This is a genomic window from Streptomyces sp. NRRL WC-3626, assembly GCF_000718785.1.
GTDB classification, from domain to species: Bacteria; Actinomycetota; Actinomycetes; order Streptomycetales; family Streptomycetaceae; genus Streptomyces; species Streptomyces edwardsiae.
On record NZ_JOCA01000028.1, the window covers coordinates 20,164 to 42,565 of the forward strand.

Here is a 22,402-nt window from a genome sequence, read left to right on the forward strand (position 1 = left end):
GGGGTGTTGCCCGGGCGGGGGCCCGCCGGTCGCGGCTGACCGGTTCCAGCCGGGTCAGGCGCGTAGGCGCAGGCCTCGCGGTGTGGCCACGAAGCCGGCTGTCTCCAGGAGCGTGCCCAGGGGGGACGTCAGGGCCGAGATGCCGTTGACGCGCTCCACCGTGACCGTGCCGAGAGAGCCCGCGCGGGCGGCGGCGGCGAGGGCTTCGGCGGCGGCCGGGAGCCGGGGGTCCTCCGCGGGTTCGCCGTCGGCGTCGGCGGGCCAGGCCAGCAGCGTCTTGCCGCCGCGCTCCATGTAGAGCGTCAGCTCACCGTCCACCAGCACCACCAGGGAGCCCGCCTTGCGGCCGGGTTTGTGCCCGGCACCGGTCGGGGGCTCGGGCCAGCCCAGTGCGGCCCCGTACGCGTTCGCCGGGTCTGCGGCGGCGAGGACCACCGCGCGGGCGACCCGGTCCGCACCGGTACGGCGGCCGGCGAACGGGTCGTACGTGGGACGCCCGCCGTTCTGCCACGGCGGCGGGGACTGCGGGGCGTCGTCCGGGCCGCTCTCGAAGGCGTCGAAGGGGTCGAACACCCCGGCGGCGGGGGCGGCCGGGGCCGGGAGGCCGTCGCCCCGCTCGCGGGCGTTGGCCGCCGCGCGGAGGCGGTCCACCGCCCCGTCCATCGCGAACTGGGCGGCGCCCAGCCCTTCCACCACATAGCCGCGGCGGGCCTGCCCCGTCTCCTCGAAGGCGGCCAGCACGCGGTACACCGCCGAGAAGCCGCCCTCGACGCCCTCTGCCGCGACCGCGCCCCGGGTCACCACACCGTGCCGGTCGAGCAGGGCGCGGGACAGCGCGTGGGCGCGGACCGTGGCGTCGGACTCCTGCCCGGGCAGCAGGGACCAGCGCCCGCCGACCGTCGGCGGTCCGGTGCGGGAGGCGCCGCGGGCCGCCGCCGTGAGTGAGCCGTAGCGCCCGCGCGGGACGGAGCGTTTCGCGCGGTGGGCCGTGGCACCGGCGGTGCGGCCCGAGCCCAGCAGGGCGCGCATGGGGGAGAGCGTGTCGTTGGTCAGCCGCCCGGACCAGGCGAGGTCCCACAGGGCGTCGGCCAGCTGAGGATCGGTGGCCTCGGGATGGGTGGTGGCGCGGACCTGGTCGGCGATCTGGCGGAAGAACAGGCCGTAGCCGCCCGAGAGGGCGTTTAGGACGGACTGGTGGACGGCGGTCGGCTCCAGGGGATGCGGGGGCTGCAGCAGCAGCGGAGCCGCGTCCGCGAGGTAGAGGGAGACCCAGCCGTCCTTCCCGGGCAGCGAACCGGCGCCGGCCCACACGACCTCCCCGGCTGCCGTCAGCTCGTCCAGCATCGCCGGGGTGTAGTCCGCCACCCGGGACGGCAGGACCAGCTTCTCCAGCGCGGACGCGGGCACGGACGCGCCCTGCAACTGCTCGACGGCGCGCACCAGCCCGTCGACGCCGCGCAGGGAGTGCCCCTTGCCGATGTGCTGCCACTGGGGCAGGAACTGGGCGAGGGCGGGCGGCGGCACCGGCTCCAGTTCGTGCCGCAGCGCGGCCAGGGAGCGACGGCGCAGCCGGCGCAGTACGGCCGCGTCGCACCACTCCTGACCGATCCCGGCCGGATGGAACTCGCCCTGGACGACCCTGCCCGCCGCCGACAGCCGCTGCAGGGCACCCTCGGTGACCGCCACCCCCAGCCCGAAACGGGCCGCCGCGGTCGCCGACGTGAACGGGCCGTGCGTGCGCGCGTACCGCGCGAGGAGGTCCCCGAGGGGGTCCTTGACCGGTTCGGTGAACGCCTCGGGGACACCGACCGGCAGCGCCGTGCCCAGCGCGTCGCGCAACCGGCCCGCGTCCTCGATCGCCGCCCAGTGGTCGGCGCCGGCCACTCGCACCCGGATGGCGCGCCGCGCGGAGGCGAGCTCCCGCGCCCACTGCGGCTCGGCGCCCCGCTCGGCGAGCTCCTCGTCGGTGAGCGGGCCGAGCATCCGCAGCAGGTCGGCCACGCCCTCCGCGTCCTTGACCCGCCGGTCCTCGGTGAGCCACCGCAGCTCGCGCTCCAGCTCGGCCAGCACCTCCGCGTCGAGCAGCTCGCGCAGTTCGGCCTGGCCGAGCAGCTCGGCCAGCAGCCGGGAGTCCAGCGACAGGGCGGCGGCGCGGCGCTCGGCGAGCGGGGAGTCGCCCTCGTACAGGAACTGCGCCACGTAGCCGAAGAGGAGGGAGCGGGCGAAGGGGGAGGGCTCCGGGGTGGTGACCTCGACCAGGCGCACCTTGCGTGCCTCCAGGTCGCCCATCAGCTCGACCAGCCCGGGCACGTCGAAGACGTCCTGGAGACATTCGCGGACGGCCTCGAGGACGATCGGGAACGAGCCGAACTCCCCGGCAACCTGGAGCAGCTGGGAGGCGCGCTGGCGCTGCTGCCACAGCGGAGTGCGCCGGCCGGGGTTGCGGCGCGGCAGCAGCAGTGCGCGGGCGGCGCACTCACGGAACCGGGACGCGAACAGCGCCGAGCCGCCCACCTGGTCGGTGACGACCTGGTCGACCTCGCCCCTGTCGAAGACGACGTCGGCCGCGCCCACGGGGGCCTGGTCCGCGTCGTACGCCGTGCCGGCCTTCACCGGCTCCTGGTCGAGCAGGTCGAGGCCCATCAGATCGGCGTCCGGCAGCCGCAGCACGATGCCGTCGTCGGCGTGCATCACCTGGGCGTCCATGCCGTACCGCTCGGAGAGACGGGCGCCGAGCGCGAGCGCCCACGGGGCGTGCACCTGGGCGCCGAACGGGGAGTGCACGACGACTCGCCAGTCGCCCAGCTCGTCGCGGAAGCGCTCCACGACGATGGTGCGGTCGTCCGGGACATGGCCGCAGGCCTCGCGTTGCTCGTCGAGGTACGAGAGCACATTGTCGGCGGCCCAGGCGTCCAGCCCCGCCGTGAGCAGGCGCAGCCGGGCGTCGTCCCTGGACAGCGAGCCCACCTCGCGCAGGAAGGCGCCCACCGCGCGGCCGAGCTCCAGCGGGCGGCCCAGCTGGTCGCCCTTCCAGAAGGGCAGCCGGCCCGGCACGCCCGGCGCCGGGGAGACCAGGACGCGGTCACGCGTGATGTCCTCGATACGCCAGGAACTGGTGCCGAGCGTGAAGACGTCGCCCACACGGGACTCGTAGACCATCTCCTCGTCCAGCTCGCCGACCCGGCCGCCGCCCTTCTTCGGGTCGGCGCCCGCGAGGAACACCCCGAACAGGCCCCGGTCGGGGATGGTGCCCCCGGACGTGACGGCCAGACGCTGGGCGCCCGGACGGCCGGTGATCTCACCCGTGACCCGGTCCCACACCACGCGCGGGCGCAGCTCCGCGAACGCGTCCGACGGATAGCGTCCGGCCAGCATGTCCAGAACGCCCGTGAACGCGGACTCGGGAAGGGACGCGAACGGCGCCGCGCGGCGGACCGTCGCGAGCAGGTCGTCGAGCTGCCACGTGTCCATGGCCGTCATGGCGACGATCTGCTGGGCCAGGACGTCGAGCGGGTTCGCGGGGACCCGCAGGGACTCGATGGAGCCCGTGCGCATCCGCTCGGTGACCACGGCCGCCTGCACCAGGTCGCCGCGGTACTTGGGGAACACCACGCCCGTGGAGACCGCGCCCACCTGGTGCCCCGCGCGGCCGACGCGCTGCAGCCCGGAGGCGACGGACGGCGGCGACTCGACCTGGACCACCAGGTCGACGGCGCCCATGTCGATGCCCAGCTCCAGGCTGGAGGTGGCGACCACCGCGGGCAGCCGGCCCGCCTTGAGGTCCTCCTCGACCAGGGCGCGCTGCTCCTTGGACACCGAGCCGTGATGGGCACGCGCGATGACCGCGGGCGCGCCCTGGGCGGCCCCGGAGCCGCCCATGAGCTCGGCGGGGGAGTGGTGCTCGTCCAGGGGCTCGCCGGTCGCCCGCTCGTACGCGATCTCGTTGAGCCGGTTGCACAGCCGCTCGGCGAGGCGGCGGGAGTTCGCGAACACGATGGTCGAGCGGTGTGCCTGCACCAGGTCGGTGATCCGCTCCTCGACATGCGGCCAGATCGACGGCCGCTCGGCCCCCTCCGAGCCGTCGGCGACCGGGGAGCCGCCCAGCTCGCCCAGGTCCTCCACCGGGACCACCACGGACAGGTCGAACTCCTTGCCCGACTCCGGCTGGACGATCTCCGCCCTGCGCTGCGGGGAGAGGAACCTGGCGACCTCGTCGACCGGGCGCACGGTCGCCGAGAGGCCGATACGGCGGGCCGGGCGGGGCAGCAGCTCGTCCAGCCGCTCCAGGGTGAGCGCCAGATGCGCGCCGCGCTTGGTGCCCGCGACCGCGTGCACCTCGTCCAGGATCACCGTCTCCACGCCCGTGAGCGCGTCGCGCGTGGCGGACGTCAGCATCAGGAACAGGGACTCGGGCGTGGTGATCAGGATGTCCGGCGGACGGGTGGCCAGGGCACGGCGCTCGGCGGGCGGGGTGTCGCCGGAGCGGATGCCCACCTTCACCTCGGGCTCCGGCAGCCCCAGGCGCACCGCCTCCTGACGGATGCCGGTCAGTGGGCTGCGCAGGTTGCGCTCGACGTCGACCGCCAGGGCCTTCAGCGGCGACACGTACAGCACACGGCAGCGCTTCTTCGGGTCGGCGGGCGGCGGGGCCGAGGCCAGCTGGTCCAGGGCGGCGAGGAAGGCGGCCAGCGTCTTCCCGGAACCGGTGGGGGCGACCACCAGCACGTCCGAGCCCGCGCCGATGGCACCCCACGCCCCGGCCTGGGCGGCGGTGGGCGCGGAGAACGCCCCCGTGAACCAGCCGCGGGTCGCGGGGGAGAAGCCGTCGAGGGCTCGGTGCGGATCGCTGACCATGCGTCCATCGTGCACCCGGCCACTGACAATCGGGCCGGGACGGGGGCCGGGCGAGGTCCGGCCGGGGCCGCGTGACAATAGCCCTATGGCGGAATCCCGGAAGGAGCGGGCGCGGCACTGGCAGTACGACGAACTGCCCGGTGTCGATCTGCTGCGTGCCCGGTACATCCGGAAGACGTTCGTCCGGCACACCCACGAGAACTTCGTGATCGCCGCCATCGCCGACGGGGTGGAGGTCTTCCACCACGGCGGGAGCGATGTGTCCGCGGGCGCCGGGGCGCTCGCCCTGGTGAACCCCGACACGCCGCACACCGGCCGCGCCGGTGTTCCCGAGGGATGGCGGTACGGGGCGGTGTACCCGCCGCCCGAGGTGGTGGCCGCGATCGCCGCCGAGACCACCACACTTCGCGGCACACCGGGGTTCGCGACGCCGGTGCTCGACGACCCGTACACCGTCCATCTGGTGCACCAGGTGCTGCGGGCCACCGACGAGGGCAACGCGCTCGCCGCCGACACCCTGCTCCGGGTCGCGGTGACCCGGCTGCTGCGGCTGAACGGCGGCACCCTGCCGCGACGTGAGGTGCGCACGGCGGGCGCCAGGACTGCCGCACGCGCCCGTGCCGTGCTCGAGGAGCGGATGGCCGACCCGCCGGCCCTGGAGCGGCTCGCCGCTGAGCTGGGCACCAGCCCGTTCGCGCTGCTGCGTGCCTTCCGGGACACCTACGGGATGCCCCCGCACACCTGGCTCACGGACGCGCGCGTGCGGCGGGCACGGCGGCTGCTGGACACGGGGACCGCGCCGTCGGAGGCGGCCTTCGCGGTCGGCTTCACCGACCAGCCGCATCTGAACCGGCACTTCAGCCGCATCGTGGGCGTGCCGCCGGGCGCGTACCAGCGCGAGCGCAAGAACGTACAAGACGCGCGGGGCGGTCCGTCCGTACCGTCCGGGGTGTGGCAATGGAACGGACAGAAGCACTCACGGACATACGCGACGGCGGAGGAGAGAAGCCGGACGGCGCCGTCGTACGGGATGCCCTCGGCGTCGGGGTCGCCGTCGGACTCTCCGGGTTCGCCTTCGGCGTGACCTCGGCGGGCAGTGGGCTCACCCTGCTCCAGACCTGTGCGCTCAGCCTGCTGGTGTTCACCGGCGCGTCCCAGTTCGCGCTGGTGGGGGCGCTGGCGGCGGGCGGGGGGCCCTTCACGGCCGCTGCGGGCGCGTTCTTCCTCGGCGTGCGCAACGCGTTCTACGGGCTGCGGCTGTCGCAGCTGCTGGCGCTGCCCCGCGCGGTACGGCCGTTCGCCGCGCAGTGGGTGATCGACGAGACGACCGCCGTCTCGCTCGCCCAGCCCGGGCGGCGCTCCGCACGCCTCGGGTTCGTGGTGACGGGGCTGAGCCTGTACGTCCTGTGGAACGTCACCACGCTGCTCGGCGCGCTGGGGGCGGAGGCCATCGGCGACACCGCCGCGTGGGGACTGGACGCGGCGGGACCCGCGGTCTTCCTCGCGCTTCTCGCCCCGATGCTGCGGAGCGGGACCGAACGGATGGTGGCCGGGCTGGCCGTGCTGCTGGGGCTGGGGCTGCTGCCTGTGCTGCCGGCGGGGGTGCCGGTGCTGGTGGCCGCGCTCGCGGCGCCGGTCGTGTTGTGGGCGCGCGGGCGTCGTCGTGCCTCGCGCGGTGACGCGGGGGAGGGGGAGCTGTGAACATCTGGATCGCGATCCTGGTGACCGCGGTGGGGTGCTACGCCGTCAAGCTCGCGGGGCTGCTGGTGCCGGCGGGGGTTCTCGAGCGGCCGCTCGTTCGGCGGCTCGCCGCGTTGCTTCCGGTGGCGTTGCTGGCCGCGCTGACGGCTCAGCAGACGTTCGCGGACGGGCGGGTGCTGGTGCTCGACGCTCGCGCGGTGGGGGTGGCGGCCGCGGCGGTGGCCCTGGTGCTGCGGGCGCCGTTTCTGGTGGTCGTGGGGGCGGCTGTGGTGGTGACGGCGGGGGTGCGGGCGTTGGGTGGGTGAGGCGGGACGGGCGTCGGCCGGGGGCGGGTGGGCCGGCAGGCTGCGGCTGCCTCAGGTGAGTGGGCGGTCGTACGCCTGGAGGGTGTGCAGGGCGTTGATGGTGACCAGCGGGCGGGCTTCCAAGGCCGGGGCCGGAGACCACTGGTGCCAGGGGATGGGCCAGCCGCCGTCCTCCTGTTGGTCTGCCGCGAGGTGGTTCAGGGAACGGGTCGTCTCCTCGTCCGTGAACCACGTGCGGGCCAAGGAGTGCGGCGTCTGCGCGTAGTCGTGCGGGAAGTGGTGCTCGCCCGGGGCGTAGCCGGGGGCGACCGGGTAGGCGTCCAGGTCGTCCGGGTCGAGGACGGCCAGACGCTGTTCGCGCACCAGGCGGCCCAGCCGTTCGGCTGCCGCCTCCGCGCGGGGGCGGTCGGGGGCGTGGTCCAGGAAGGTGACGGCGGCCTGGACCTCGTAGGGATGGGTCGTCTCCAGCGACTCCACGGTCCGCCAGCAGAAGTCGGTCGCACGGAACAGCCACGCGTGCCACACCCCGTTGCGGTGCAGCAGCCCCACCACGGGCCCGGTGGCCAGCAGTTCGCCGGGCGGGTCGTCCACGACCGGCACGAAGGGCGCCGCGGGGTAGCCGCGCTGACTGGGACGGACACCCGGAAGTGCGCCGTCCGGCGTGGAGACGGACGTCAGATAGCGGCACACGTCCTCCGCGCGGCGGCCGCCGCAACGTCCCACCCCGTCCAGCACCCGCAGCGCGCGGGCGGTGTGCAGCGGCTGGCTGACCGGGCCGCGCAGATCGGGTTCGAGCGCGTGGCCGTACCCGCCGTCCTCGTTGCGGTAGGCGTCCAGTGCCGCCTCCACCGGGCCGGCGGCGCCGCCCCGGAAGTGGTGGGCGAAGAGATGCTGCTCGAGCACACGCGCGGTGAGCCAGACGAACCGCTCGGCCCGCGCGAGCGAACCCTGCGGCCGGGGCGTCGGGGACAGGGGGTCGGATTCCGTGTCGGCCATGCACCGACCGTAGGCGCAAAGCGGGACCGGCGGGCGGCCCGGCCCGGAGCCGTCCCCGGAGGCGGGATACTGGGGGCATGCGGTTGACGGTTTTCTGGGAGCGGATGGCGGAGCACTTCGGCGCGGGCCATGCCGAGAACTTCGCGCGGGACCATGTCATGTCCGAGCTCGGCGGGCGCACCGTGCACGAGGCGCTGGCGGCCGGCTGGGACGCCAAGAGCGTCTGGCAGGTGGTCTGCGCGGTGATGGACGTCCCCGCGGAAAGGCGCTGATCGTCACAGAGACCGCCGATGGCGCATGGCCGCCCCCGGCGTGGGTGAGACTTGGTCCGTGGCACCCACTGACGAAACCGGGCAGGCGGCCCGACACCCCACCACGCCCGGCGCGCCGCCGCCCGCCGGGCCCCCGACGCCCCCCATATCCGGGCCGGGCGCCCGTATGCCGCGCTGGCTGCCGCGCGCCATGGTGCTCGCCCTCACGCTGTACGCCGTGTTCCAGCTGGGCAACTGGGCCTTCCACCAGGTCATCGGCCTGCTGATCAACGTCCTCATCGCGTTCTTCCTGGCACTCGCCGTCGAGCCCGCGGTGAGCTGGATGGCCGCGCGCGGCGTCCGCCGGGGCCTGGGCACCTTCCTGGTCTTCCTCGGTGTGCTGATCGCGGCGGCCGGCTTCGTGACGCTGCTGGGGTCCATGCTGGCGGGACAGATCATCAAGATCGTCGAGGACTTCCCGGAGTATCTCGACTCCGTGATCAACTGGATCAACACGCACTTCCACACCGAGCTGCGGCGCGTGGACATCCAGGAGGGCCTGCTGCGCTCCGACTGGCTGCGCAACTATGTGCAGAACAGCGCCACCGGTGTTCTGGACGTGTCCGCGCAGGTCCTCGGCGGCCTCTTCCAACTGCTGACCATCGGTCTGTTCTCGTTCTACTTCGCCGCCGACGGTCCGCGGCTGCGGCGCACGGTCTGCTCCCTGCTGCCGCCGGCCCGGCAGGCCGAGGTGCTGCGCGCGTGGGAGATCGCCGTGAACAAGACGGGCGGCTACCTCTACTCGCGCGGGCTGATGGCACTGGCCTCCGGTCTGGCGCACTACGTCCTGCTGGAGTTCCTCGAGGTGCCCTACGCGCCCGTCCTCGCGGTGTGGGTGGGACTGGTGTCGCAGTTCATCCCCACCATCGGCACCTATCTCGCGGGCGCCCTGCCGATGCTGATCGCCTTCACGGTCGACCCCTGGTACGCGCTGTGGGTACTGATCTTCGTGGTGATCTACCAGCAGTTCGAGAACTACGTGCTGCAGCCCAAGCTGACCTCCAAGACCGTCGACATCCACCCGGCGGTCGCCTTCGGCTCGGTCGTCGCGGGCACCGCCCTGCTCGGTGCCGTCGGCGCGCTGATCGCCATCCCCGCCGTCGCCACCCTCCAGGCGTTCCTCGGCGCGTACGTGCGGCGGTACGACGTCACGGACGACCCCCGTGTACTCGGCCACCGCGGGGGCCCCGGCGGTGGGCCGGGCGCCCTCGCGCGCGTCCGCGGGCTGTGGGACCGCAGGCCCGGCGCGACCCGGCCCCGGGACGGGGGCACCGGGACCTCCTGAGGGCGGGCGCCCCGCGCGGCACACGGGACCGTGGTGCCGCGTGGTGCGCTTGACACGAAAATCGAACATCCATTCTCATGGAAGCGCCGGTGAGGCTCGACGGCAGGCGCTCTGCCCGGTTATCGGTAGATATGCACCCAGGTTATCCACAGGCTGGAGGTGCGTCGGGGCGCGTTGTCAGTGGCAGGCGTTAGCGTCTTTGACGTGAAGCGATCGACTCAAGCAAATCGGGTGGAACCCATGGCAGGAACCGACCGCGAGAAGGCGCTCGACGCCGCGCTCGCACAAATTGAACGGCAATTCGGCAAGGGCGCGGTCATGCGCATGGGCGACCGGTCGAAGGAGCCCATCGAGGTCATCCCGACCGGGTCGACCGCGCTCGACGTGGCCCTCGGCGTCGGCGGCCTGCCGCGCGGCCGTGTCATCGAGGTCTACGGCCCCGAGTCCTCCGGCAAGACGACCCTGACCCTGCACGCGGTGGCGAACGCGCAGAAGGCCGGCGGCCAGGTCGCGTTCGTGGACGCGGAGCACGCCCTCGACCCCGAGTACGCGCAGAAGCTCGGCGTCGACATCGACAACCTGATCCTGTCCCAGCCGGACAACGGCGAGCAGGCCCTGGAGATCGTGGACATGCTGGTCCGCTCCGGCGCCCTCGACCTCATCGTCATCGACTCCGTCGCCGCGCTCGTCCCGCGTGCGGAGATCGAGGGCGAGATGGGTGACAGCCACGTGGGTCTGCAGGCCCGCCTGATGAGCCAGGCCCTGCGGAAGATCACCAGCGCGCTCAACCAGTCCAAGACCACCGCGATCTTCATCAACCAGCTCCGCGAGAAGATCGGCGTGATGTTCGGCTCCCCGGAGACCACGACCGGCGGCCGGGCGCTGAAGTTCTACGCCTCGGTGCGACTCGACATCCGACGCATCGAGACGCTGAAGGACGGCACCGACGCGGTCGGCAACCGCACCCGTGTCAAGGTCGTCAAGAACAAGGTCGCGCCGCCCTTCAAGCAGGCCGAGTTCGACATCCTCTACGGCCAGGGCATCAGCCGCGAGGGCGGCCTGATCGACATGGGCGTGGAGCACGGCTTCGTCCGCAAGGCCGGCGCCTGGTACACGTACGAGGGCGACCAGCTCGGCCAGGGCAAGGAGAACGCGCGCAACTTCCTGAAGGACAACCCCGACCTCGCCAACGAGATCGAGAAGAAGATCAAGGAGAAGCTGGGCGTCGGCGTACGGCCGCAGGAGCCCGCCGCCGAGCAGGGAGCGGACGCCACGGGCACCGCCGCGGCCGAGCCGGCCGCCGTACCGGCCCCGGCGGCCAAGGCGACCAAGTCCAAGGCCGCGGCGGCCAAGAGCTGACCCGTGACGCGACGAACCGACTGGGCCGAGTACGAGTTCGCCGCCTCCGGTGCACCACGGGGGAGGGGCATCGAGGGCGGCGACGGCCCGGCCGTGGACGGTGACACGGCGTACGACGGCATCACCGGCGGGGACGGCGGCCCCCGCGCCGGAGGTGGCGCACGGACGGGCGGCTCGCGTGACGGCGGGCCGCGCGGTGGACGCGGACGCAGACGCCGGAACTTCGGCGAGGCGGCCGCGGAGGACGGGGGAGCCTCCTCCTCGTCGAGGGCCGAGCGGGAGGAACCTCCGGCGGACCCGGTCGAGCGGGCGCGGGCGATCTGTCTGCGCCTGCTCACCGGGACCCCGCGCACCCGGAAACAGCTCGCCGACGCCCTCCGTAAGCGGGAGATCCCGGACGAGGCCGCCGAGGAGGTGCTGTCCCGGTTCGAGGAGGTCGGACTGATCAACGACGGTGCCTTCGCCGACGCCTGGGTGGAGTCCCGGCACCACGGCCGCGGTCTCGCCCGGCGCGCGCTCGCGCGGGAGCTGCGCACCAAGGGCGTCGACTCCACGCTGATCGACGCCGCCGTCTCCCAGCTCGACTCCGAGCAGGAGGAGGAGACCGCGCGCGAACTGGTCGCCCGTAAGCTCCGCGCCACCCGCGGCCTCGACCGCGACAAACGCCTGCGCCGCCTCGCCGGCATGCTCGCCCGCAAGGGCTACCCCGAGGGCCTCGCCCTGCGCGTCGTCCGACAGGCCCTGGAAGAGGAGGGCGAGGACACGGAGTCCCTCGACGAGGGCTTCTGACCCGAGAAAGCCTCGCCCCGACTGCTTCCAGCACCCACGCCCCACGCGGGCGCCGGTGTCATCGGCATTCCTGGCCCTCCGCAGCCCCGCAACCCGCTCGCCCGCATCCGCGCCCCGGCAGGTCCCGGCACCAGACAGGCCCTGGCGGGCGCCGGCGCCCGCGGCAGTCCCGGTCTTCCGCAAGCGCGGAACACCCGGTCCGCAGGCCGGCGGGCATGGGAACCGCCGTCAGCGCGGGCGCGGACCCGTCCCCGGCGCGTGTCTAGACGGGCGCGGCTACGACCGGCAGCCCTGCCGCCCGCCAGGCCTGGAAGCCGTCCACCAGATCTGTGGCGCGGTGCAGACCCAGGCGGTGGAGGGATTCCGCCGCCAGGGTGGAGGCGTAGCCCTCGTTGCAGATCACGATCGCGCGCAGGTCATGACCCGTGGCTTCCGGGAGGCGGTGGCTGCCCCGTGGGTCCAGGCGCCACTCCAGTTCGTTGCGTTCGACCACGAGCGCGCCGGGAATGAGCCCGTCCCGCTCCCGCAGGGCGGCGTACCGGATGTCCACCAGCACCGCCTCACCGGCGCGGCCGGCCTCGTACGCCTCCCGGGCTCCCACACGCTCGTAACCCGCGCGCACCCGCTCCAGCAACTCGTCGATGCCGATGCTCACTGCCAGTCCTCCGGGCGTTCGACCTGTTCCAGGCGGAGAGTGTGGCCGCTGCGACTGTAGCGGCGGATCCGTGGCAGTGGCGGGTAGTAGGCGTGCACGGAGACCGCGTGTCGGTCCGGGGACTCGTTGAGGACCTCGTGGACGTGGTGCCGCCCGAAGGCGCGGCCCTGTCCGGCGCCCAGCCGGCGTTGCCGGTCCACGTCGTCCGTGAGTTCCAGGGTCTTCCAGCCGTCGGTGGGCAGCCGTGCGGCGAGCGAGTTCTCCTTCAGCTCGCCCGACGCGGTCATGAAGGCACCGAGGCTGTCGGCGTGGTCGTGCCAGCCGGTACCGGTGCCGGGCGGCCAGCCGATCAGCCAGGCCTCGCTGCCACCGGGCCCGTCGAGCCGCACCCAGGTGCGCCCCTCGGGGTCGAGCGGAAGGGACGCGATCAGTTCGGCGTCGGCGACGGTACGCCGGACGAAGTCGAGGAGTTCCGTCTGCGTGGGTGCGGAGGCGGAAGCCGGAACAGGGGAGGAGACAGACACGTGCACCGTCCTGGAGAGGGTTCGCGAAACGCGCGCGCGGCGGCGCGCGGAGAAGGGAGAGGAACGCGAATCAGCAGGACGGGCGACACACGCAGCCCGCATAGCGGACGAGGTCCATATGGACCCTCCGCCACAGGTGCACGCAGGTGTCGGTCACGAGGCGGAGTACACCACGGGGCCGCACACCGATTCAACTCAACGTCACCATATGGACGGCGTGGTGACGCTCAGCGCGATCCGGCCCCCGCGTCGGCCGTGGCCTCCGCCGTCGCGGGACCGCCCAGGGCCGCCTCCGCCGCCGTGTACAGATCCGCCGGGCGGACCCCGCTCAGCGCCGTCACCAGGTGACCGTCGGGGCGTACCAGGAGCACGGTGTGGGCGGCCGCGCCCGGATAGCTCTCGGCGACCAGCAGTTCCGCCCGGTGCGGCAGCGCCGAGACGGCCGCCGCCAGCCGGGGCATGATCCCGGCGGACACCCAGTGCCGGCGCTCCCACACACCCGTCCCGGGCGCGATCAGCACCGCCAGCAGCGCGCCCCGGCCGAGCCGGTCCCGCAGCCGGACGAAGGTGCCGTCCTCCGCCGTGACCCGGACGTCCGTCACCGCCGAACCGGGAGCCGTCCCGATGGAGACCTGGCCCTCCAGCCCGTCCGGGGTGAGCGGCGAGGAGGCGTACGTCCCCGGAGCGCCCAGCGCGCCCCGCCCCAGATGGCCGTCCGTCAGCAGGGTGTCGTTCCCGCGCGCGGAGCCGGGAACGTAGGAGCGCAGCCCTCCGCCGCCGCGCACCAGCGGCAGCGCCTGGTCGGCGGCGCGCAGCCGGGCGGAGACGATCGCGCGGCGCTCGGTCTGGTAGCTGTCGAGCAGCGCCTCGTGCGGGCCGTGGTGCCAGGCCAGCGCCAGCTTCCAGGCGAGGTTGTCGGCGTCACGGAGCCCCTCCTCCAGCCCGTGCGTGCCCAGCGCGCCGAGCAGATGGGCGGCGTCCCCGGCGAGGAACACCCGGTCGGCCCGCCAGCGCCGGGCGAGCCGGTGGTGGACCGTGTGCACACCGGTGTCCAGCAGTTCGTACGGCGGTGTCTGGCCGCCCGTCCAGCCGGCCAGGGTCTCGCGGACCCGGCCCAGCAGCAGTTCGGGCGTGACCAGGTCCTTGCCCGGCGGCAGCAGCCAGTCCAGCCGCCACACCCCGTCCGGCAGCGGACGCGCGCTGATCTCGCCGGCCGAGGGGCCGGACGTACGCCACGGCGGCGAGCGGTGCAGCAGTGCCTCGTCGTACCAGGGAAGGTCGGTGCGCAGGGCGGCCACGGCGTGACGTTCCACCGCGGTGCGGCCGGGGAAGCGGATGTCCTGGAGTTTGCGCACGGTCGAGCGCGGGCCGTCGCAGCCGACCAGGTAGCTGCCGCGCCACCAGGTGCCGGTGGCGCCCCGGGTGTGGGCGGTGACGCCCGACGGTTCCTGTTCCATGCTGTCCAGCCTGCTGTCCACGGCGATCCTGACGAGCCGTTCACCGGCCAGGGCCGCGCGCAGCGCATCCGTCAGCACGTGCTGGGCGATGTGCAGGGGAGCGGGATCGGCGTCGCCGAAGACGGCCTCGGACGTCACCTGCTTGCGCCGCATCGACCGCCATCCGGCCCAGCGGACCCCGGCGTACGCGAGCGGCACACCGGTCAGCCGCTCCATGAGCGCGGCGGTCTCCTCGCGCAGGACGACGGTCCGCGCCGGGCGGGGTTCGTCCTTGCCCGGCCCTTCGTCGAGGACCACGCTCGGTACTTCCTGGCGTGCCAGGGCCAGTGCGAGCGTGAGTCCGACGGGCCCCGCTCCGACGATGATCACCGGGTCCACGGCGCGTCGCCCCCTGCTCGAAGTGACGCCTGAAGGGACGTGGAGGAACAGGAAGATGGAGCAGGGTGCACGATCACAGAACGTATGCAACCTATTGCCGGTGCTTGCGTCAAGTGACCGTAGGCCACTGGTGATCATGAAGTGGGGCGAAGCCGTCCCAGCACATGACTGTTCATCACATGAGCCCGGCGCGCACCGCTCCTCCGTACCGCCGGGGCCGTCCGGCGACTCGACATGACTGTGGCCCGCCGGGACACGGCGGGCCACAGTCATGTCGTACGTCGGAGGGGCGCTACTTCTCCGCACCGGTGGCGAACGTGCCGCCGACCTCGCCCGCGTTGAGCTCGTCGACGTCGTCCACGCCGAGCACCGCACCCGTGCTGCGCTTGCTGCGGCGCAGGCGTCCCTCGAGCCAGGAGGCGAACGAGGTGAGGAGGAAGTTGAGGACGATGTAGATGATCGCCACCACGATGAAGCTCTGGACGACGTTGGCGTAGTTGGCCGCCAGCGTGCCGCGCGAGTTCAGCAGCTCGGTGAAGCCGAGCATGACGCCGCCGAGCGCGGTGTCCTTCACGATGACGACCAGCTGGCTGACGATCGCCGGGAGCATCACCGTGACGGCCTGCGGCAGCAGGATGCTGCCCATCACCTGGCTCTTGCGCAGACCGATGGCCTGGGCCGCCTCGGACTGGCCCTTGGGGAGGGAGAGGATGCCGGCCCGGACCACCTCGGCGAGGACCGAGGCGTTGTAGAGCACCAGGCCGGTGACGACCGCGTACAGCGGACGGTCCGCGCTGGAGACGTCCGTGGACCGGGCGAAGAACTCGTTGGCGAACAGCATCAGCAGCAGGACCGGGATGGCTCGGAAGAACTCCACCACCACGGCGGCCGGTCCCCGCACCCACCGGTGGTCCGACATCCGGGCGATGCCGAGCACCGCACCCAGCGGGAGGGCGATGACCATGGCCAGCGCCGCCGCCTTCAGCGTGTCCGCGAGGCCGGGCAGCAGATAGGTCGTCCACGCCTCGGACTGGGTGAACGGCTTCCACAGGGACCACTCGAGCTGGCCCTTGTCGTCCATCGTCTTGTAGACCCACCACAGGACGAGGGCCAGGACGGCGACGAAGACGACCGAGAGGATGACATTGCGCCGCTTGGCCCGGGGGCCGGGGGCGTCGTACAGAACGGAGGTCACCGCTTCACCGCCAGTCGCTTGCTCAGCCAGTTGAGGAACAGGCCGGTGGGCAGGGTCAGTACCACGAACCCGAAGGCGAAGACCGCGCCGATGAGCAGCGTCTGTGCCTCGTTCTCGATCATTTCCTTCATCAGCAGCGCGGCCTCCGCCACACCGATGGTGGCCGCCACCGTCGTGTTCTTGGTCAGCGCGATCAGTACGTTCGCCAGCGGACCGATCACCGAGCGGAACGCCTGCGGCAGCACGATCAGGCTGAGGACCTGCGTGAAGTTCAGCCCGAGCGCGCGGGCCGCCTCGGCCTGCCCGACGGGCACGGTGTTGATGCCGGAGCGCAGCGCCTCGCAGACGAAGGCCGCCGTGTAGGCGATCAGACCGAGCACCGCGAGACGGAAGCCCTGGAGCGCGAAGTCGTCCGGCGCTCCCATGGTGACGCCGAAGATGTCGGCGAGACCGAGCGAGGTGAAGACGATGATCACGGTCAGCGGGATGTTCCGGACGATGTTCACGTAGACGGTGCCGAACCACCGCATCAGCGGAACGGGGCTGACCCGCATCGCCGCGAGCAGGGTGCCCCAGATCAGGGAGCCGACGCCCGAGAACACGGTGAGCTTCACCGTCATCCAGAACGCGCCCAACAGCGTTGGGTCGTCATAGTCAGAAATAAAGTCGAACACGATCTCCCGCGCTTCCGGGTGTGTGGCCTACGTGGCGGACGCGGCGCGCCGCCGTCCTGATCGCGACGGACGGCGGCACGCCTTCAAGACCCCGCGTTACCGGGCGGTCCTGGGTTACTTGACGATGTTGCCGATCTGCGGAGCCGGCTCGTTCTTGTACTCGGCGGGGCCGAAGTTGGCCTCGACCGCCTTCTCCCAGGACTTGTCGCTGACCATCTTCTCCAGCGCGTCGTTGATCTTGTTCACGGTCTCGGTGTCGCCCTTCTTGACACCGACGCCGTAGTTCTCGTTGCTCAGCTTCAGGCCGGCGAGCTCGAACTTGCCCTTGTACTGTTCCTGCGAGGCGAAACCGGCGAGGATCGAGTCGTCGGTGGTCAGGGCGTCGACGGACCCGCTCTGCAGACCCGCGATGCACTCCGAGTACGTGCCGTACTCGCGCAGCTGGGCATCCGGCGCGAAGTCCTTCTTGACGTTCTGCGCCGAGGTCGAACCGGTCACCGAGCAGAGCTTCTTGTCGTTCAGGTCGGTGGCCTCGGAGATGCCCGAGCCCTTCTTCACCAGCAGGTCCTGGTGGGCCAGCAGGTACGGGCCGGCGAAGTCGACCTTCTCCTTGCGCTCGTCCGTGATGGAGTAGGTCGCCGCGATGAACTTGACGTCCCCGCGCGCGAGGGCGTTCTCGCGGTCGGCGCTCTTGGTCTCGACCCACTCGATCTGGTCGGGCTTGTAGCCGAGCTCCTTGGCGACGTACGTCGCCACGTCCACGTCGAAGCCGGTGAAGGAGCCGTCGGGCGTCTTCAGGCCGAGACCGGGCTGGTCGTACTTGATGCCGATCTTGATCTTGTCGCCGCCGCCCCCGGAGGACGAGTTGTTGTCACCGCCGTCGTCGCCGCCACAGGCGGTCGCGGTCAGGGCGAGAGCGAACACGGTGGCCGTGGCGGCGGTGACCTTGCGGAGCTTCATGGTGCACATCCTTTGACTCTGGTGAAGTGATGCGGCCCGGTCGGTGTCCGGTCACGCAAGTCGTCAGGGCGCGAGGCGCCTCAGTGGTGAAGGATCTTCGACAGGAAGTCCTTGGCGCGGTCGCTCCGCGGATTGCTGAAGAACTGGTCCGGCGCAGCCTCTTCGACGATTCGGCCGTCCGCCATGAACACCACGCGATTTGCGGCCGAACGGGCGAATCCCATCTCGTGGGTGACGACGATCATCGTCATGCCGTCCCGGGCGAGCTGCTGCATGACCTCCAGCACCTCGTTGATCATCTCGGGGTCGAGAGCCGACGTCGGCTCGTCGAACAGCATGACCTTGGGGTCCATCGCCAGGGCCCGCGCGATGGCGACACGCTGCTGCTGGCCACCGGACAGCTGTGCGGGGTACTTCTCCGCCTGCGCGCCCACGCCGACCCGGTCGAGCAGGGCACGGGCCCGCTCCTCGGCCGCCTTCTTGTCCTTCTTGCGAACCTTGATCTGGCCCAGCATCACGTTCTCGAGCACGGTCTTGTGCGCGAAGAGGTTGAAGGACTGGAAGACCATCCCCACGTCGGCCCGCAGCCGGGCGAGCTCCTTGCCCTCGTGGGGCAGGGGCTTGCCGTCGATCGAGATCGACCCGGAGTCGATCGTCTCCAGGCGGTTGATGGTGCGGCACAGGGTGGACTTCCCGGACCCGGAGGGTCCGATGACCACGACGACTTCGCCACGGGCGATCGTCAGGTCGATGTCCTGGAGTACGTGCAACGCGCCGAAGTGCTTGTTGACGCTCTTCAGGACGACCAGATCGCCGGTCGCGGCCACATCTTCCTTGGCCACCGATACTTCGGTCATCGCTCTCAGGCTCCGTCCTCCTCGGTTTCGGAGGACAGTAGTAATCCATCAGACCCGCGTCATTACATCTGAGGGGAATCTGAGCATCACGATCCGATAGCAATCGGACACCTGTCGTAGCACTTGTGAGCAGGGGTGATTTCGGCCGGGTAACGGTACGAAAGAGCAACCGGAACCCCCTTGACGCCGTCCTCCTCCATCGGCGTCACTGCAAGGTGCACGCGAGCGTGCACGCGTTTTTGTACACAAGGAGAGCGTACGGCCGATGAACCGAAGGGGGCCCTGGTGAGACTGCTGCTCGTCGAGGACGACAACCACGTCGCCGCAGCCCTGTCGGCGGTGCTGGCGCGGCACGGATTCGACGTCACCCACGCGCGCAGCGGCGAGGAGGCGCTCCAGGCGCTCGTCCCCGAGCCGGAGGGCTTCGGCGTGGTCCTGCTGGACCTGGGGCTGCCCGACCAGGACGGCTACGAGGTCTGCGGCAAGATCCGCAAGCGCACCGGCACGCCGGTGATCATGGTCACCGCGCGGTCCGACGTGCGCTCCCGCATCCACGGCCTCAACCTCGGCGCCGACGACTACGTGGTCAAGCCGTACGACACGGGAGAGCTGCTCGCGCGGATCCACGCCGTCAGCCGGCGCAGCGTCCACGAGGAGGCCACGGGCGGTACGGAGACCGAGCTGCGGCTCGGCCCGGTCCGTATCGAGCTGCCGACCCGACAGGTCAGCGTCAACGGCACGGTCGTCCAGCTCACCCGAAAGGAGTTCGATCTGCTCGCCCTGCTCGCCCAGCGGCCGGGGGTCGTCTTCCGCCGGGAACAGATCATCAGCGAGGTGTGGCGCACCAGCTGGGAGGGCACCGGACGGACCCTGGAGGTGCACGTCGCCTCCCTGCGCGCCAAGCTCCGCATGCCCGCCCTCATCGAGACCGTACGCGGAGTCGGCTACCGGCTCGTCGCGCCCACGGCGTAGCGGGCCCGGGTGCACACGCGGCTGCTTCCGCTGCTCATCGTCCTGATGGCGGCCGTCCTGCTGGCCCTCGGCGTTCCGCTGGCCGTCAGCCTGGCCGGCGCGGAGCAGCAGCGGGTGGTCGTCGACCGGATCGACGACACCGCGCGCTTCGCCGCCCTCGCCCAGTTCGTCACCGAGCCGACCAGCCCGTCCGGCGCGGACATCAACGAGCGCCGCGAGACGCTCAGCAGCGAGCTGCGCAGCTATTACACGGTGTACGGCATCCGCGCGGGCGTCTTCTACCGCAACGACTCACCCATGGCGCACGCCCCGGACGACTGGTACCTGCCCCGCACGGGTGAGGTGCGCGACGCCTTCGAGGAGGCGCTGCTCAGCCGCCGCAGCCATGACCCCGAGCAGGTGTGGCCCTGGCAGCGGCGCAGTCTGGTCGTGGCCTCGCCGGTCATCCGGGACGGCGATGTCGTCGCCGTCGTGGTCACCGACTCACCGACCGGGCAGATGCGCTCCCGCATCCTGCGGGGCTGGCTGGTCATCGCGGCCGGGGAGGCGGCGGCGATGCTGCTGGCCGTCGGCGCCGCGCTGCGGCTGACCGGCTGGGTGCTCAAGCCCGTACGGGTCCTGGACGCCACCACCCACGACATCGCCACCGGACGGCTGAAGTCACGGGTGGCGGCGGCCGGCGGGCCGCCGGAACTGAGACGGCTCGCCCGGTCGTTCAACGAGATGGCCGACAACGTGGAGAGCGTGCTGGAGCAGCAGCGCGCCTTCGTCGCCGACGCCTCGCACCAGCTGCGCAACCCGCTGTCGGCGCTGCTGCTGCGCATCGAGCTGCTCGCCCTGGAGCTGCCCGAGGGCAACGAGGAGATCGCCTCCGTGCAGGCCGAGGGCAAGCGACTGGCGCAGGTCCTGGACGACCTGCTCGACCTGGCGCTCGCCGAGCACAGCGAGGCCAGCCTCCAGGTCACCGACATCGGTGCGCTGGCCGCCGAGCGCGTCGCGGCCTGGGCTCCCACCGCCGACGCCAAGGGCGTCAGCCTCACCGGGACCTGCCCCGCGACCACCGCGTGGGCCGATCCCGTGGCGCTGTCCAGCGCGCTGGACGCGGTCATCGACAACGCGGTGAAGTTCACGCCGGAGGGCGAGACCGTCGAGGTCGCCGTGGCGTCCAACGGAGGCACGTGCACCGTCGTCGTCACCGACAACGGCCCCGGACTGACCGAGGAGGAGCTGGCCCGCGTCGGCGACCGCTTCTGGCGCAGCGGCCGGCACCAGAACATCAAGGGCTCCGGACTGGGCCTGTCCATCACACGGGCGCTGCTCGCCGCGGGCGGCGGCTCGATCGCGTACGAGCGTCATGAGCCGCACGGGCTACGGGTGACCGTGACCGTGCCGAGGAACGCCCCCGCGGGCGCCGCTCAGGGCTTGACGGACCGGTAGTACCGGCGGGCGCCCTCGTGCAGCAGGAGCGGATCGGTGTAGATCGCCGTGCGTACGTCGACGAGCTGCGCGGAGTGGACGTGGGCGCCGATGCCGTCCCTGCTCTTGAGCACGATGCGGGTGAGCCACTCGGTGAGGCGGGGGTCGGCGTCCGTGCGGGTGATCAGGAGGTTGGACACCGCCATCGTGGGCACGGGCGCGCCGAGCTGGCTGCCGGGGTAGGCCGACGCCGGCATGTTGGTGGCGCGGTAGTAGCGGGTGGCGCCGCCCTGCTTGTGCAGCTCGGCGACCAGGTCGGCGCGGATCGGCACGAACCGCAGCGCGTTCCGCTCGGCGAGCGTCTTCAGGCCGTCCGTGGGCAGGCCGCCCGACCAGAAGAAGGCGTCCAGACCGTGGCCGAGCCGCTCCGGGCCCTTGTCGATGCCGTCGGAGGACGGCCTGATGTCCGTCTCCGGGTCGATGCCGGCCGCGCGGAGCACCCGGTTGGCGATGAGCCGTACGCCCGACTTGGGCGGCCCTATGGCGACGTGCTTGCCGCGCAGGTCGTCGACGGTGTGGATACCGGAGTCGCGGGCGACCGCGAGCTGTACGTAGTCGTCGTACAGGCGTGCCACGCCGCGCAGGCCGTCGGCGCCGGGACGGTCCTCGAGCCGGTACGTCTCCACCGCGTCGGCCGCGGCGATCGCGAAGTCGGCCTCGCCGGTCGCCACGCGCCGTACGTTCTCCTGCGAGCCGTCGCTCGTCTCCAGGCGTACGTCGAGGTCGGGCATGTGCTTGCCCAGTGAGCTGCGCAGGAGTTCGCCGTACTTCTGGTAGACGCCCGCGCGGGTGCCCGTGCTGACGGTGATCGTGCCGCCCGGGGGTTCCTCGTCCCAGGGGGCCAGCCACCACACGAGGATTCCGAGCAGCACGAGGCCGGCGGTCGTGGCCCGCAGGGCCCGGCGCCTGCCGATGCGGGACAGCGAGTGGGGCATGTGCGCGATCCTGCCAGGTGAGGTGGGTGCTGACCAGGTCGGTACAGTCGCGGGATGAGTTCTTCGCCTGCCGAACTGGTCCGTGAGTTTCATCGTGCGTTCGGGCTGGATGTCCGGGATGTGCCGTCCGAGGTCGCCCCGGAGCTCGCGGCGCACAGGGGCGAGCTGCTCGCCGAGGAGGCGGAGGAGGTCGCCGAGGTGTCCGTGGCGGGGCCGCTCGACCGGCTGGCGCACGAGTTGGCCGATGTGGTGTATGTCGCTTACGGGACAGCGCTGGTGCACGGGATCGATCTCGACGCGGTGATCGCCGAGATCCATCGGTCCAACATGAGCAAGCTGGGGCCCGACGGGTCGGTCAGCCGGCGGGCCGACGGCAAGGTGCTCAAGGGCGAGCACTACGCGGCGCCGGATGTGGCGGGGGTACTGCGGGGGCAGGGGTGGACGCCGGACGCGTGACGGCTGGACGGGGCTGTGATTCGCTTGCCGGCGCTTGCGGGGACGTACGGGAATTGAATTCGGGAATGTGCTCCACAATAATGGCGGCCGGAAAGCGGAGCCGAAGGGTGAAGGGGAATGGCGGCTTATATGTGTCACGCATCTCGTGGCATCTGTGCGCCGCTTTTCCACGGGATTCCCAGTGGCGAGATGTCGGAATGGTCAATTCCGTTTGAGCAGAAGGGGCGGAACGGCCGAAAAACATCTGGCAGTCGCCATGATCG

The 22,402-nt window shown here is 72.0% G+C and carries 21 protein-coding genes; 10 read left to right on the forward strand and 11 right to left on the reverse strand.

Annotated features, from left to right (window positions below):
* Positions 1-54: 54 nt before the first annotated feature.
* Positions 55-4,854 (reverse strand): ATP-dependent helicase, encoded by a 4,800-nt coding sequence (locus tag IF28_RS0131715; protein ID WP_030227631.1) that lies wholly within the window; start codon positions 4,852-4,854, stop codon positions 55-57.
* A gap of 85 nt (positions 4,855-4,939) precedes the next feature.
* Between IF28_RS0131715 and IF28_RS0131720 the strand changes: the two genes are divergently transcribed.
* From IF28_RS0131720 to IF28_RS0131730, 3 genes are read left to right on the forward strand one after another with little or no spacing between them, the layout of a single operon-like run.
* The gene (locus IF28_RS0131720) at positions 4,940-5,938 is read left to right on the forward strand and encodes an AraC family transcriptional regulator (protein WP_030227633.1); all 999 of its coding nucleotides are present in this window, start codon (positions 4,940-4,942) and stop codon (positions 5,936-5,938) included.
* The gene (locus IF28_RS0131725) at positions 5,935-6,555 is read left to right on the forward strand and encodes an AzlC family ABC transporter permease (protein WP_037894434.1); all 621 of its coding nucleotides are present in this window, start codon (positions 5,935-5,937) and stop codon (positions 6,553-6,555) included. The genes IF28_RS0131720 and IF28_RS0131725 overlap by 4 nt, the downstream gene beginning before the upstream one ends.
* Positions 6,552-6,860, forward strand: a complete 309-nt coding sequence (locus IF28_RS0131730) for an AzlD domain-containing protein (RefSeq protein WP_030227639.1) — start codon at positions 6,552-6,554, stop codon at positions 6,858-6,860. Before IF28_RS0131725 ends, IF28_RS0131730 begins: the two co-directional genes overlap by 4 nt.
* Before the next feature lie 51 nt (positions 6,861-6,911).
* Here IF28_RS0131730 and IF28_RS0131735 read toward each other — a convergent pair whose 3' ends face one another.
* Positions 6,912-7,856, reverse strand: coding sequence for a hypothetical protein (locus tag IF28_RS0131735; RefSeq protein WP_030227642.1), 945 nt, complete (start codon positions 7,854-7,856; stop codon positions 6,912-6,914).
* Positions 7,857-7,933: 77 nt separating this feature from the next.
* Here IF28_RS0131735 and IF28_RS0131740 point away from each other — a divergent pair, with 77 nt between their 5' ends.
* The 4 genes from IF28_RS0131740 (at position 7,934) to recX (ending at position 11,600) form a co-directional block, all read left to right on the forward strand.
* A complete protein-coding gene (locus IF28_RS0131740) occupies positions 7,934-8,128 on the forward strand; it encodes a DUF3046 domain-containing protein (RefSeq protein WP_030227645.1) in 195 nt (64 codons plus the stop codon).
* 58 nt (positions 8,129-8,186) lie between these two features.
* Positions 8,187-9,452, forward strand: a complete 1,266-nt coding sequence (locus IF28_RS0131745; RefSeq protein WP_199809065.1) for an AI-2E family transporter — start codon at positions 8,187-8,189, stop codon at positions 9,450-9,452.
* Between the two features lie 240 nt (positions 9,453-9,692).
* On the forward strand, positions 9,693-10,811 hold the full coding sequence (gene recA / locus IF28_RS0131750; protein ID WP_030227652.1) for a recombinase RecA: 1,119 nt from the start codon (positions 9,693-9,695) through the stop codon (positions 10,809-10,811).
* A gap of 3 nt (positions 10,812-10,814) precedes the next feature.
* On the forward strand, positions 10,815-11,600 hold the full coding sequence (gene recX, locus IF28_RS0131755) for a recombination regulator RecX (protein ID WP_030227654.1): 786 nt from the start codon (positions 10,815-10,817) through the stop codon (positions 11,598-11,600).
* 262 nt (positions 11,601-11,862) lie between these two features.
* Here recX and IF28_RS0131760 read toward each other — a convergent pair whose 3' ends face one another.
* The 8 genes from IF28_RS0131760 to IF28_RS0131790 all read right to left on the reverse strand — a co-directional run bounded on the left by IF28_RS0131760 (position 11,863) and on the right by IF28_RS0131790 (position 18,300).
* The gene (locus IF28_RS0131760) at positions 11,863-12,261 is read right to left on the reverse strand and encodes a rhodanese-like domain-containing protein (RefSeq protein WP_030227656.1); all 399 of its coding nucleotides are present in this window, start codon (positions 12,259-12,261) and stop codon (positions 11,863-11,865) included.
* Complete coding sequence (locus tag IF28_RS0131765; protein ID WP_030227659.1) at positions 12,252-12,785, reverse strand: cysteine dioxygenase; 534 nt, start codon at positions 12,783-12,785, stop codon at positions 12,252-12,254. The genes IF28_RS0131760 and IF28_RS0131765 overlap by 10 nt, the downstream gene beginning before the upstream one ends.
* Before the next feature lie 64 nt (positions 12,786-12,849).
* Positions 12,850-12,963, reverse strand: a complete 114-nt coding sequence (locus tag IF28_RS40410; RefSeq protein ID WP_420713801.1) for a putative leader peptide — start codon at positions 12,961-12,963, stop codon at positions 12,850-12,852.
* Between the two features lie 43 nt (positions 12,964-13,006).
* Positions 13,007-14,614 carry an FAD-dependent monooxygenase gene (locus tag IF28_RS0131770; RefSeq protein ID WP_030227663.1) on the reverse strand — a complete coding sequence of 536 codons (1,608 nt, stop codon included), beginning with the start codon at positions 14,612-14,614 and terminating at the stop codon, positions 13,007-13,009.
* Positions 14,615-14,906: 292 nt separating this feature from the next.
* Positions 14,907-15,809 (reverse strand): amino acid ABC transporter permease, encoded by a 903-nt coding sequence (locus IF28_RS0131775; protein ID WP_030227666.1) that lies wholly within the window; start codon positions 15,807-15,809, stop codon positions 14,907-14,909.
* Positions 15,806-16,483 carry an amino acid ABC transporter permease gene (locus tag IF28_RS0131780; protein ID WP_030227668.1) on the reverse strand — a complete coding sequence of 226 codons (678 nt, stop codon included), beginning with the start codon at positions 16,481-16,483 and terminating at the stop codon, positions 15,806-15,808. The genes IF28_RS0131775 and IF28_RS0131780 overlap by 4 nt, the downstream gene beginning before the upstream one ends.
* 114 nt (positions 16,484-16,597) lie before the next feature.
* On the reverse strand, positions 16,598-17,443 hold the full coding sequence (locus IF28_RS0131785; protein WP_030227670.1) for a glutamate ABC transporter substrate-binding protein: 846 nt from the start codon (positions 17,441-17,443) through the stop codon (positions 16,598-16,600).
* Between the two features lie 80 nt (positions 17,444-17,523).
* Positions 17,524-18,300 (reverse strand): amino acid ABC transporter ATP-binding protein, encoded by a 777-nt coding sequence (locus IF28_RS0131790; protein ID WP_030227672.1) that lies wholly within the window; start codon positions 18,298-18,300, stop codon positions 17,524-17,526.
* A gap of 285 nt (positions 18,301-18,585) precedes the next feature.
* Between IF28_RS0131790 and IF28_RS0131795 the strand changes: the two genes are divergently transcribed.
* Positions 18,586-19,272, forward strand: a complete 687-nt coding sequence (locus IF28_RS0131795; protein WP_030227674.1) for a response regulator transcription factor — start codon at positions 18,586-18,588, stop codon at positions 19,270-19,272.
* A gap of 9 nt (positions 19,273-19,281) precedes the next feature.
* The gene (locus tag IF28_RS0131800; protein WP_030227677.1) at positions 19,282-20,709 is read left to right on the forward strand and encodes a sensor histidine kinase; all 1,428 of its coding nucleotides are present in this window, start codon (positions 19,282-19,284) and stop codon (positions 20,707-20,709) included.
* Here the strand turns inward: IF28_RS0131800 and IF28_RS0131805 are convergent.
* Positions 20,688-21,683, reverse strand: a complete 996-nt coding sequence (locus IF28_RS0131805) for a TAXI family TRAP transporter solute-binding subunit (RefSeq protein WP_030227679.1) — start codon at positions 21,681-21,683, stop codon at positions 20,688-20,690. The genes IF28_RS0131800 and IF28_RS0131805 overlap by 22 nt on opposite strands.
* Positions 21,684-21,737: 54 nt before the next feature.
* Here IF28_RS0131805 and IF28_RS0131810 point away from each other — a divergent pair, with 54 nt between their 5' ends.
* On the forward strand, positions 21,738-22,139 hold the full coding sequence (locus IF28_RS0131810; protein ID WP_030227682.1) for a MazG nucleotide pyrophosphohydrolase domain-containing protein: 402 nt from the start codon (positions 21,738-21,740) through the stop codon (positions 22,137-22,139).
* The last annotated feature ends 263 nt before the right edge of the window (positions 22,140-22,402 follow it).